General features: G+C 52.0%; 7 protein-coding genes, 6 tRNA genes and 3 rRNA genes. All 16 read left to right on the top strand.

Annotation, left to right across the window (positions count from 1 at the left end; translation table 11 throughout):
* Nucleotides 1–105: 105 nt before the first annotated feature.
* The 16 genes from tyrS to nusG all read left to right on the top strand — a co-directional run bounded on the left by tyrS (nt 106) and on the right by nusG (nt 12066).
* The gene (gene tyrS / locus RGU44_RS17275; protein WP_322182406.1) at nt 106–1305 is read left to right on the top strand and encodes a tyrosine--tRNA ligase; all 1200 of its coding nucleotides are present in this window, start codon (nt 106–108) and stop codon (nt 1303–1305) included.
* Nucleotides 1306–1806: 501 nt separating this feature from the next.
* Nucleotides 1807–3345, top strand: a 16S ribosomal RNA gene (locus RGU44_RS17270).
* 83 nt (nt 3346–3428) lie between these two features.
* Nucleotides 3429–3505: transfer RNA gene (locus tag RGU44_RS17265), tRNA-Ile, on the top strand.
* Between the two features lie 30 nt (nt 3506–3535).
* Nucleotides 3536–3611: transfer RNA gene (locus RGU44_RS17260), tRNA-Ala, on the top strand.
* A 236-nt stretch (nt 3612–3847) separates the two neighbouring features.
* Nucleotides 3848–6738 (top strand): 23S ribosomal RNA (locus RGU44_RS17255).
* 146 nt (nt 6739–6884) lie between these two features.
* Nucleotides 6885–7000: ribosomal RNA gene (rrf, locus tag RGU44_RS17250) — 5S ribosomal RNA — on the top strand.
* Together the 16S, 23S and 5S rRNA genes with 2 tRNA genes alongside form the textbook arrangement of a ribosomal RNA operon.
* A gap of 132 nt (nt 7001–7132) precedes the next feature.
* Nucleotides 7133–8092, top strand: a complete 960-nt coding sequence (gene birA / locus RGU44_RS17245; RefSeq protein ID WP_322182894.1) for a bifunctional biotin--[acetyl-CoA-carboxylase] ligase/biotin operon repressor BirA — start codon at nt 7133–7135, stop codon at nt 8090–8092.
* Nucleotides 8082–8831: a pantothenate kinase gene (locus RGU44_RS17240; protein WP_322182404.1), complete on the top strand. Its 750-nt coding sequence runs from the start codon at nt 8082–8084 to the stop codon at nt 8829–8831. The genes birA and RGU44_RS17240 overlap by 11 nt, the downstream gene beginning before the upstream one ends.
* Before the next feature lie 7 nt (nt 8832–8838).
* Complete coding sequence (locus tag RGU44_RS17235; protein ID WP_322182402.1) at nt 8839–9279, top strand: hypothetical protein; 441 nt, start codon at nt 8839–8841, stop codon at nt 9277–9279.
* Nucleotides 9280–9421: 142 nt separating this feature from the next.
* Nucleotides 9422–9506: transfer RNA gene (locus RGU44_RS17230), tRNA-Tyr, on the top strand.
* 25 nt (nt 9507–9531) lie between these two features.
* Nucleotides 9532–9605, top strand: a tRNA-Gly gene (locus tag RGU44_RS17225).
* A 26-nt stretch (nt 9606–9631) separates the two neighbouring features.
* Nucleotides 9632–9707, top strand: a tRNA-Thr gene (locus RGU44_RS17220).
* A 76-nt stretch (nt 9708–9783) separates the two neighbouring features.
* Complete coding sequence (gene tuf / locus RGU44_RS17215; protein ID WP_322218254.1) at nt 9784–10977, top strand: elongation factor Tu; 1194 nt, start codon at nt 9784–9786, stop codon at nt 10975–10977.
* Between the two features lie 54 nt (nt 10978–11031).
* Nucleotides 11032–11107 (top strand) — tRNA-Trp (locus RGU44_RS17210).
* A gap of 47 nt (nt 11108–11154) precedes the next feature.
* Nucleotides 11155–11523, top strand: a complete 369-nt coding sequence (gene secE / locus RGU44_RS17205) for a preprotein translocase subunit SecE (RefSeq protein WP_219062800.1) — start codon at nt 11155–11157, stop codon at nt 11521–11523.
* 9 nt (nt 11524–11532) lie between these two features.
* Complete coding sequence (nusG, locus tag RGU44_RS17200; RefSeq protein WP_219062798.1) at nt 11533–12066, top strand: transcription termination/antitermination protein NusG; 534 nt, start codon at nt 11533–11535, stop codon at nt 12064–12066.
* Nucleotides 12067–12119: the final 53 nt, after the last annotated feature.

Raw genomic sequence — 12119 nt, 5'->3', positions numbered from 1 at the left:
ACGCATCAGTCTCTGATTCGGCGGAGAGTGCTGGGCAAAAACTTGTAATCGGGCCCTGATCTTGTATGGTTGGGTCCCATTTAGATGAGCCATTACGGGGCTGTTATGAAGTCGGTTGAAGAGCAGCTAGCGCTGATCAAGCGCGGTGCGGATGAACTCCTGGTCGAGTCCGAATTGGTCGAAAAGCTTAAGCGTGGTCAGCCATTGCGTATCAAGGCCGGGTTTGACCCTACGGCCCCGGATCTGCACTTGGGTCATACCGTGCTTATTAATAAGCTGCGTCAGTTTCAGGAGCTTGGTCATCAGGTCATTTTCCTGATTGGCGACTTCACCGGCATGATTGGCGATCCTAGTGGTAAAAGTGCGACGCGGCCTCCGCTGACGCGCGAACAGGTTCTGGCTAACGCGGAGACCTATAAAACCCAGGTTTTCAAGATTCTTGATCCGGCCAAGACCGAGGTGGCGTTCAACTCCACCTGGATGGATCAAATGAGTTCGGCTGACTTTATTCGCCTGTCGTCACAATACACAGTGGCGCGGATGCTGGAGCGCGATGACTTTCATAAGCGCTACTCGACCAATCAGCCGATCGCCATTCATGAATTCATGTACCCATTGGTGCAGGGCTACGATTCAGTCGCGTTGCGTGCCGATGTCGAACTGGGCGGTACCGATCAGAAGTTCAACCTTCTGATGGGGCGCGAACTGCAGCGCGCCTATGGGCAAGAAGCTCAGTGCATTCTCACCATGCCTTTATTAGAAGGTCTGGATGGCGTGAAGAAGATGTCCAAATCCCTGGGTAACTATGTAGGGATTCAGGAAGCGCCGGGCATTATGTACGGCAAGCTGGTTTCAATCCCTGATGCCTTGATGTGGCGCTACTTCGAGTTGCTGAGCTTCCTCTCTATGGAGGAGATCAATGGCTTCAAGGCTGATGTCGCTGCGGGCGCGAATCCGCGAGATATCAAAATCAAGCTGGCTGAAGAGATCGTTGCCCGATTCCATGGCGAAGAGGCAGCGGCAACTGCGCATCGTTCGGCGGGCAACCGCATGAAAGACGGCGACCTGCCTGATGACTTGCCAGAGATCAGTCTTGCGGCCACTGACGACATGCCAATCGCGGCGGTCCTTAATAAAGCAGGCTTGGTCAAGAACTCCGCGGTTGCTCGGGATCTTCTGGCATCCGGTGGCGTGCGTATAGATGGTGAGGTTGTGGATCGCGCATTCGTGTTCAAGGTTGGCGCGACCCATGTTTGCCAGGCCGGGAAGAAGGCTTTTGGGCGAATTACGCTTAATTTGGAATAGGCCTGATTTAACCCTTGACGTAAGTTTTTTCGAGCCTATAATTCGCACCTCTTCCGGAGCAAGCGAAACGGAAAACTCCTTGTAAATCAAAGAGTTATCCAGAGTAAGCGGCGAGGAAGGGGTTTTGATCTTCTGGATCGAAAGCGGTAGAAAAGAGGTGTTGACAGCAGCGTGTAACGCTGTAGAATTCGCCTCCCGCTAACGAGAGACGTGAAGTTGATCGAAGCGCAAGTGGTTGAAGTTGCAAAGGAAACTTTGAAACTTGTTAAAATAACCGCTTGACAGCAACAGGGGCTGCTGTAGAATGCGCGCCTCGGCTGAGACGAAAGATCTCAACCACCCGCTCTTTAACAATTGAATCAAGCAATTCGTGTGGGTGCTTGTGTTGTAAGACTGAAGTCAACTGATTATCAGCATCACAAGTTACTCCGCGAGAAATCAAAGATGTAACCAACGATTGCTGAGCTAAGTTTAGGGTTTTGTCAAAACCCAAAGATGTTTGAACTGAAGAGTTTGATCATGGCTCAGATTGAACGCTGGCGGCAGGCCTAACACATGCAAGTCGAGCGGCAGCACGGGTACTTGTACCTGGTGGCGAGCGGCGGACGGGTGAGTAATACCTAGGAATCTGCCTGGTAGTGGGGGATAACGTTCGGAAACGGACGCTAATACCGCATACGTCCTACGGGAGAAAGCAGGGGACCTTCGGGCCTTGCGCTATCAGATGAGCCTAGGTCGGATTAGCTAGTTGGTGAGGTAATGGCTCACCAAGGCTACGATCCGTAACTGGTCTGAGAGGATGATCAGTCACACTGGAACTGAGACACGGTCCAGACTCCTACGGGAGGCAGCAGTGGGGAATATTGGACAATGGGCGAAAGCCTGATCCAGCCATGCCGCGTGTGTGAAGAAGGTCTTCGGATTGTAAAGCACTTTAAGTTGGGAGGAAGGGCATTAACCTAATACGTTAGTGTTTTGACGTTACCGACAGAATAAGCACCGGCTAACTCTGTGCCAGCAGCCGCGGTAATACAGAGGGTGCAAGCGTTAATCGGAATTACTGGGCGTAAAGCGCGCGTAGGTGGTTCGTTAAGTTGGATGTGAAATCCCCGGGCTCAACCTGGGAACTGCATTCAAAACTGTCGAGCTAGAGTATGGTAGAGGGTGGTGGAATTTCCTGTGTAGCGGTGAAATGCGTAGATATAGGAAGGAACACCAGTGGCGAAGGCGACCACCTGGACTGATACTGACACTGAGGTGCGAAAGCGTGGGGAGCAAACAGGATTAGATACCCTGGTAGTCCACGCCGTAAACGATGTCAACTAGCCGTTGGGAGCCTTGAGCTCTTAGTGGCGCAGCTAACGCATTAAGTTGACCGCCTGGGGAGTACGGCCGCAAGGTTAAAACTCAAATGAATTGACGGGGGCCCGCACAAGCGGTGGAGCATGTGGTTTAATTCGAAGCAACGCGAAGAACCTTACCAGGCCTTGACATCCAATGAATCTGCTAGAGATAGCGGAGTGCCTTCGGGAGCATTGAGACAGGTGCTGCATGGCTGTCGTCAGCTCGTGTCGTGAGATGTTGGGTTAAGTCCCGTAACGAGCGCAACCCTTGTCCTTAGTTACCAGCGCGTAATGGCGGGCACTCTAAGGAGACTGCCGGTGACAAACCGGAGGAAGGTGGGGATGACGTCAAGTCATCATGGCCCTTACGGCCTGGGCTACACACGTGCTACAATGGTCGGTACAGAGGGTCGCCAAGCCGCGAGGTGGAGCTAATCCCAGAAAACCGATCGTAGTCCGGATCGCAGTCTGCAACTCGACTGCGTGAAGTCGGAATCGCTAGTAATCGCGAATCAGAATGTCGCGGTGAATACGTTCCCGGGCCTTGTACACACCGCCCGTCACACCATGGGAGTGGGTTGCACCAGAAGTAGCTAGTCTAACCTTCGGGAGGACGGTTACCACGGTGTGATTCATGACTGGGGTGAAGTCGTAACAAGGTAGCCGTAGGGGAACCTGCGGCTGGATCACCTCCTTAATCGAAGACATCAGCTTCTTCATAAGTTCCCACACGAATTGCTTGATTCATTGAAAAAGACGATTTAGAAGCAGCCCGAAATTGGGTCTGTAGCTCAGTTGGTTAGAGCGCACCCCTGATAAGGGTGAGGTCGGCAGTTCGAATCTGCCCAGACCCACCAATTTTGTGTGGGAAACGCCTGTAGAGATACGGGGCCATAGCTCAGCTGGGAGAGCGCCTGCCTTGCACGCAGGAGGTCAACGGTTCGATCCCGTTTGGCTCCACCACTTACTGCTTCTGTATTGTAGAGTTTAGAAATGAGCATTCCATCGATTGGATGGTGAATGTTGATTTCTAGTCTTTGATTAGATCGTTCTTTAAAAATTTGGGTATGTGATAGAAAGTTAGACCGGGCAGCACTTTCACTGGTGGTGTTACGGGCTAAGGTAAAATTTGTGAGTTAAATTGCGAATTTTCGGCGAATGTCGTCTTCATAGTATAACCAGATTGCTTGGGGTTATATGGTCAAGTGAAGAAGCGCATACGGTGGATGCCTTGGCAGTCAGAGGCGATGAAAGACGTGGTAGCCTGCGAAAAGCTTCGGGGAGTCGGCAAACAGACTTTGATCCGGAGATGTCTGAATGGGGGAACCCAGCGGTCATAAGACCGTTACCTTACACTGAATACATAGGTGTATGGAGCGAACCAGGGGAACTGAAACATCTAAGTACCCTGAGGAAAAGAAATCAACCGAGATTCCCTTAGTAGTGGCGAGCGAACGGGGACCAGCCCTTAAGCTGTATTGAGATTAGCGGAACGTTCTGGAAAGGACGGCCATAGTGGGTGATAGCCCTGTACGCGAAAATCTCTTTGCAGTGAAATCGAGTAGGACGGAGCACGAGAAACTTTGTCTGAATATGGGGGGACCATCCTCCAAGGCTAAATACTACTGACTGACCGATAGTGAACTAGTACCGTGAGGGAAAGGCGAAAAGAACCCCGGAGAGGGGAGTGAAATAGATCCTGAAACCGTATGCGTACAAGCAGTGGGAGCCCACTTTGTTGGGTGACTGCGTACCTTTTGTATAATGGGTCAGCGACTTATTTTCAGTGGCGAGCTTAACCGAATAGGGGAGGCGTAGCGAAAGCGAGTCTTAATAGGGCGTCTAGTCGCTGGGAATAGACCCGAAACCGGGCGATCTATCCATGGGCAGGTTGAAGGTTGGGTAACACTAACTGGAGGACCGAACCGACTACCGTTGAAAAGTTAGCGGATGACCTGTGGATCGGAGTGAAAGGCTAATCAAGCTCGGAGATAGCTGGTTCTCCTCGAAAGCTATTTAGGTAGCGCCTCATGTATCACTGTAGGGGGTAGAGCACTGTTTCGGCTAGGGGATCATCCCGATTTACCAACCCGATGCAAACTCCGAATACCTACAAGTGCCGAGCATGGGAGACACACGGCGGGTGCTAACGTCCGTCGTGAAAAGGGAAACAACCCAGACCGTCAGCTAAGGTCCCAAAGTTATGGTTAAGTGGGAAACGATGTGGGAAGGCTTAGACAGCTAGGAGGTTGGCTTAGAAGCAGCCACCCTTTAAAGAAAGCGTAATAGCTCACTAGTCGAGTCGGCCTGCGCGGAAGATGTAACGGGGCTCAAACCATACACCGAAGCTACGGGTATCACTTAGGTGATGCGGTAGAGGAGCGTTCTGTAAGCCTGTGAAGGTGAGTTGAGAAGCTTGCTGGAGGTATCAGAAGTGCGAATGCTGACATGAGTAACGATAATGGGTGTGAAAAACACCCACGCCGAAAGACCAAGGTTTCCTGCGCAACGTTAATCGACGCAGGGTTAGTCGGTCCCTAAGGCGAGGCTGAAAAGCGTAGTCGATGGAAAACAGGTTAATATTCCTGTACTTCTGGTTATTGCGATGGAGGGACGGAGAAGGCTAGGCCAGCTTGGCGTTGGTTGTCCAAGTTTAAGGTGGTAGGCTGAGATCTTAGGTAAATCCGGGATCTTAAGGCCGAGAGCTGATGACGAGTGTGCTTAGGCACACGAAGTGGTTGATGCCATGCTTCCAAGAAAAGCTTCTAAGCTTCAGGTAACCAGGAACCGTACCCCAAACCGACACAGGTGGTTGGGTAGAGAATACCAAGGCGCTTGAGAGAACTCGGGTGAAGGAACTAGGCAAAATGGCACCGTAACTTCGGGAGAAGGTGCGCCGGTGAGGGTGAAGCATTTACTGCGTAAGCCCATGCCGGTCGAAGATACCAGGCCGCTGCGACTGTTTATTAAAAACACAGCACTCTGCAAACACGAAAGTGGACGTATAGGGTGTGACGCCTGCCCGGTGCCGGAAGGTTAATTGATGGGGTTAGCTAACGCGAAGCTCTTGATCGAAGCCCCGGTAAACGGCGGCCGTAACTATAACGGTCCTAAGGTAGCGAAATTCCTTGTCGGGTAAGTTCCGACCTGCACGAATGGCGTAACGATGGCGGCGCTGTCTCCACCCGAGACTCAGTGAAATTGAAATCGCTGTGAAGATGCAGTGTATCCGCGGCTAGACGGAAAGACCCCGTGAACCTTTACTATAGCTTTGCACTGGACTTTGAATTTGCTTGTGTAGGATAGGTGGGAGGCTTTGAAGCGTGGACGCCAGTCTGCGTGGAGCCAACCTTGAAATACCACCCTGGCAACTTTGAGGTTCTAACTCAGGTCCGTTATCCGGATCGAGGACAGTGTATGGTGGGTAGTTTGACTGGGGCGGTCTCCTCCTAAAGAGTAACGGAGGAGTACGAAGGTGCGCTCAGACCGGTCGGAAATCGGTCGTAGAGTATAAAGGCAAAAGCGCGCTTGACTGCGAGACAGACACGTCGAGCAGGTACGAAAGTAGGTCTTAGTGATCCGGTGGTTCTGTATGGAAGGGCCATCGCTCAACGGATAAAAGGTACTCCGGGGATAACAGGCTGATACCGCCCAAGAGTTCATATCGACGGCGGTGTTTGGCACCTCGATGTCGGCTCATCACATCCTGGGGCTGAAGCCGGTCCCAAGGGTATGGCTGTTCGCCATTTAAAGTGGTACGCGAGCTGGGTTTAGAACGTCGTGAGACAGTTCGGTCCCTATCTGCCGTGGACGTTTGAGATTTGAGAGGGGCTGCTCCTAGTACGAGAGGACCGGAGTGGACGAACCTCTGGTGTTCCGGTTGTCACGCCAGTGGCATTGCCGGGTAGCTACGTTCGGAATAGATAACCGCTGAAAGCATCTAAGCGGGAAACTAGCCTCAAGATGAGATCTCACTGGGACCTTGAGTCCCCTGAAGGGCCGTCGAAGACTACGACGTTGATAGGTTGGGTGTGTAAGCGCTGTGAGGCGTTGAGCTAACCAATACTAATTGCCCGTGAGGCTTGACCATATAACACCCAAGCAATTTGCGTCGAAAGAGCAGATTGCGGTGTGTGAAGACGACACAAACCGAAAATTGGCAACAACCCACAGATCTATCACATCCCCATTAGTTGGCCCGTTGCGCGCAAGCACGACGATCCGGCAGCCGAATTTCTTGACGACCATAGAGCATTGGAACCACCTGATCCCATCCCGAACTCAGCAGTGAAACGATGCATCGCCGATGGTAGTGTGGGGTTTCCCCATGTGAGAGTAGGTCATCGTCAAGATTAAATTCCGAAACCCCTGTTTGCTTACGCAAACAGGGGTTTTGTTTGTGCGGTTGATAAACACATTTTCGTTTCTATGCATTAGCGGGCCGGGTGGCTATTATGCGTGCCTCATTGTTAGGCGATATCCGCATGCTGACGTTATTGAAGCTTCTTAAGGATGGCAATTTTCATTCGGGGCAAGCCCTGGGCCATGCTCTTGGAGTCAGTCGCAGTGCTGTATGGAAGCAGCTGCAGCAGCTCGAAGCGGAGTTGAGTCTTGAGATCCATAAAGTAAGAGGTCGAGGCTACCGCTTGGCCGATCCGATATCGCTACTGGATCGGGATGAAATCTCCATCGCGGGTTCTTCTCCTGCGTGGCCAATCCTGACCTTCGATTCAATCGACTCCACCAATGCAGAGGCGCTACGCGCAATTGAGCGCGGCCATGATATGCCAGTGCTTGTACTCGCTGAGCGGCAAACTGCCGGCAGAGGGCGACGCGGGCGTAAATGGGTAAGTCCATTTGCGGAGAATATCTACTACAGCCTGGTCTTGAGAGTTGAGGGCGGTATGCGCCAGCTTGAGGGCTTGAGCCTGCTTGTGGGGCTGGCGGTGATGCAGACCCTCCGTGGAGTGGGGGTCGAGAATGCCGGCCTGAAATGGCCGAATGACATTCTTGTCGGGCAGCGCAAGATTGCAGGCGTTCTATTAGAGTTGGTGGGAGATCCCGCTGATGTCTGTCACGTTGTAATAGGCATAGGCATCAACGTAAATATGCAAGCGGCGTCCGAAGTCGATCAGCTTTGGACTTCTGTCCGACTTGAAACCGGCGTCTTGTCAGATCGTAATGACTTGATCGCGCGACTGAATCGCACGCTTGAGCGCTATTTAAGTATTCATCGGCAAAATGGATTCCCCGCTTTTCAGGCTGAGTGGGAGCAGGGGCACTTATGGCAGGGGCGAGCCGTTACGCTGCTCGCGGGAGCCAGTAGCGTTGAGGGTGTGGTTTTAGGGGTTGATGCGCAAGGTGCTCTGCGGTTGAGGGTGGGTTCGCAGGAGAAAACTTTTAGTGGTGGTGAGCTCAGTTTGAGGCTGCGTGATGATTCTTGAACTTGATTGCGGTAACAGCTTCATCAAATGGCGGGTAATTCACGAGGATGCTCCATCGGCAGTCGTGGGAGGTATTGTCGATTGTGATGAGGCGCTGCTACGGGCTCTTCATCAGGTGCCGGGTCTGCGCTTGGCTCGCTGTAGATTGGTAAGCGTGCGCAGCAACGAGGAAACGGCCCAGTTGGTCGCTGTTCTGGTCAAGGCCTTTTCGATAGACGTCATGTATGCCGCTCCTGCGAGGCTTATGGCCGGCGTAACAAATGGTTATGACGAATATGAGCTGCTAGGCCTGGATCGGTGGCTTGCCATAGTGGGTGCGTATCATCTGGCAGGTGGCGCGTGCTTGGTGCTGGATCTGGGGACTGCTATCACGTCCGATTTTGTTGCACCCGATGGGCAGCACCTGGGAGGTTTTATCTGTCCGGGTATGCCCTTGATGCGCAATCAGCTGCGTACACATACACGACGGATTCGCTACGACGATGCTGCTGCGGAGCGCGCACTGATCAACTTCGCCCCAGGACGCTCGACAGCTGAGGCGGTGGAGCGTGGGTGTTCGTTGATGGCGCGAGGTTTTGTACTGACTCAATTGAGCATGGCTCGCGATCATTGGAAGGACGATTTCACCGTTTTTGTTACGGGCGGCGATGCGGATTTGATTGGGGGGATTTTGCCGGACGCGCGAATGATGCCTGATCTGGTTTTCGTGGGGCTGGCCCTGGCTTGTCCATTGCCTTGAGGTTGCTATGCGCTGGCTATTTCTTTTGCTATTGATGCTCAATGCCTTCTATTACATATGGCATCAGCAGGAAGCACCTCTGCGGGCCAAGGAGGTTATTTCCTTGTCGTTGTATCGAGGTTCTCAGCAAGATATTCATCTGCTGAGTGAGTCTGATGCTGCGCGCGAAAACCCTTCTGCTCCCCATGAGGCGGAGGAAAAGTGCCTGTATCTGGGTGGTTTTGTTCGTCAGGAGGATGCACGCCTGGTTGAGCAGCGGTTAACGAGCCTCGATATACAGTCGCAGTTTCAGTCTCCCGCGGCAGGTTCTACGGCTGGTTATTGGTTGAGGGTTGCTCCGTCGAGTCGACGGCTTGTGGATGAGGGCCTGATTCAGGAACTCACTCAGGACTTCTCACAGCTAAAAAACAAAATAATGTCTTGTGAGGGCATTGCAACTACGGATTAGTTTGCATAGAATGGCGCCCGCTTCGCAGCGTGGCGTTAACAGCGTCACCTGTAGAGTTGTTGTCAGCGAATGTAACCTCAGGTTTTTAATGAGAAAATAGTTGACAGAAGGGTAGCATGAGTTGAAAATGCTGCCTCGTTCAGGAGGGGTTCCCGAGCGGCCAAAGGGATCAGACTGTAAATCTGACGTCTACGACTTCGAAGGTTCGAATCCTTCCCCCTCCACCAAATTTCAGCGTTAGCAGCAAGCGCCGCGGGTATAGTTTAGCGGTAGAACCTCAGCCTTCCAAGCTGATGATGCGGGTTCGATTCCCGCTACCCGCTCCAAGTTTGCTGTTGGTGCAATGTGTTTCGCTCTTGTAGCTCAGTTGGTAGAGCACACCCTTGGTAAGGGTGAGGTCAGCAGTTCGAATCTGCTCAAGAGCTCCATTACCAAGGCAGATATGAAAATATCTGCCTTTGTTTTAAGCGGTCAAGATTCATTCTTCTATTGGAGATGGTGTCGATGGCTAAAGAAAAGTTCGAACGCAAGAAGCCGCACTTGAACGTTGGTACCATAGGTCACGTTGACCATGGAAAGACGACCTTGACTGCAGCTCTGACCAAAGTATGCGCTGAAGCATTCGGTGGTTCTGCTCGTGACTTCTCTCAAATCGATAATGCTCCTGAAGAAAAGGCGCGCGGCATTACAATCAACACGTCGCACGTTGAATATGATTCTGCGATCCGTCACTACGCTCATGTTGACTGTCCTGGCCACGCTGATTATGTGAAAAACATGATTACCGGAGCTGCTCAGATGGATGGCGCGATCCTAGTGTGCTCTGCGGCTGATGGTCCAATGCCGCAGACTCGTGAACACATTTTGTTGTCTCGTCAGGTTGGGGTTCCATATATTGTTGTCTTCCTGAATAAGGCTGACATGGTTGACGATCAAGAGTTGCTTGAATTGGTCGAAATGGAAGTCCGGGATCTGCTGAGTGCGTACGGTTTTCCGGGTGATGAAACCCCGATCGTGATTGGTTCCGCTTTGATGGCGTTGAATGGTCAGGATGAAGGCGGAATGGGCACGACAGCCGTCCGTAAATTGGTTGATACTCTGGACAGTTATATTCCAGAGCCTGAGCGTGCAGTCGACAAGCCGTTCCTGATGCCGATCGAAGATGTGTTCTCGATCTCGGGTCGCGGTACGGTTGTAACGGGTCGCGTTGAGCGTGGCATCGTCAGGGTGCAGGAAGAGATCGAGATTATCGGTATCGTTCCCACCATAAAGACGACGTGTACGGGTGTTGAAATGTTTCGGAAGCTGCTCGATGAAGGTCGTGCGGGCGAGAATGTCGGAGTACTGTTGCGCGGCACCAAACGTGATGATGTTCAGCGAGGTCAGGTTTTGGCCAAGCCGGGCTCTGTCAGGCCGCATACCAGGTTCGAAGGTGAAGTGTATATTCTGAGCAAGGAAGAGGGTGGTCGTCATACGCCATTCTTCAAAGGTTACCGTCCGCAGTTTTACTTCCGTACAACGGATGTGACCGGTAACTGTGAATTGCTAGAGGGCATTGAGATGGTAATGCCTGGTGACAACGTGAAAATGGTTGTCACCCTGATTCAGCCGATTGCGATGGAGGATGGTCTTCGTTTCGCTATTCGTGAGGGCGGTCGTACCGTCGGCGCGGGTGTCGTAGCTAAAATCATCGAGTAAGTTGTTGAAAAACTCTTGTTGGGCCGGCATAATGGTCGGCCTAATTTTGCTTTTAGGTCAGTAGCTCAATTGGCAGAGCGACGGTCTCCAAAACCGTAGGTTGGGGGTTCGATTCCCTCCTGACCTGCCAGATTCACTCGGTGTTAATCTGGCTTTCTTTTCACAGGATCCTCGTAGATGACTCCCAAGGCTGAAGCCCAAGACTCTCGCTTTGACCTGCTTAAATGGCTCCTGGTAGCCGTTTTGGTGGTCGTAGGTGTTGTCGGCAATCAGTACTACTCAGCGGAACCGATCCTGTACCGCGTGCTTGTATTGCTTGCTATTGCTGCTGCTGCTGCCTTTGTTGGTTTGCAGACAGGAAAAGGTAAAGCTTTCTTCGTGTTGGCAAAGGAAGCTCGTACCGAGATTCGTAAAGTCGTTTGGCCTACTCGCCAAGAAACTACGCAGACCACATTGATTGTTGTGGCTGTTGTGTTGGTTATGGCGCTGCTGTTGTGGGGTTTAGATTCCCTGCTCGGTTGGCTTGTTTCTTTGATTGTCGGCTAAGGGTGTCCCGTGGCTAAGCGTTGGTACGTAGTGCATGCTTACTCCGGTTATGAGAAGCATGTCATGCGCTCTCTGCTTGAGCGTGTGAAGCTGGCTGGCATGGAAGAAGGCTTCGGCGAAATTCTGGTTCCCACTGAAGAAGTGGTTGAAATGCGTAATGGCCAGAAACGCAAAAGCGAGCGCAAATTCTTTCCAGGCTATGTGCTGGTACAGATGGATATGAATGAGGGTACTTGGCACTTGGTCAAGGACACTCCTCGTGTGATGGGTTTCATAGGCGGTACTGCTGATAAGCCAGCACCGATCACTGATAAAGAGGCAGAAGCGATTCTGCGTCGCGTCGCTGATGGTAGCGACAAACCGAAGCCAAAAACACTGTTCGAGCCAGGTGAAGTTGTTCGTGTCACCGACGGTCCATTCGCTGATTTTAACGGCACGGTTGAAGAAGTTAACTACGAAAAAAGCCGGATCCAAGTGGCTGTGCTTATTTTCGGTCGCTCTACTCCGGTAGAGTTAGAGTTCAGCCAGGTCGAAAAGGCATAGCTGAACGAAAATCCCAACCCCGCAGCCCTAGGCTGTGGGGTTTTGTCGTCACT

The sequence above is a fragment of the Pseudomonas sp. 5C2 genome, from assembly GCF_034314155.1.
Taxonomy (GTDB): Bacteria; Pseudomonadota; Gammaproteobacteria; order Pseudomonadales; family Pseudomonadaceae; genus Aquipseudomonas.
Note: the sequence above shows the minus strand (reverse complement) of the source record. Positions and strands in the feature narration are given on the sequence as shown.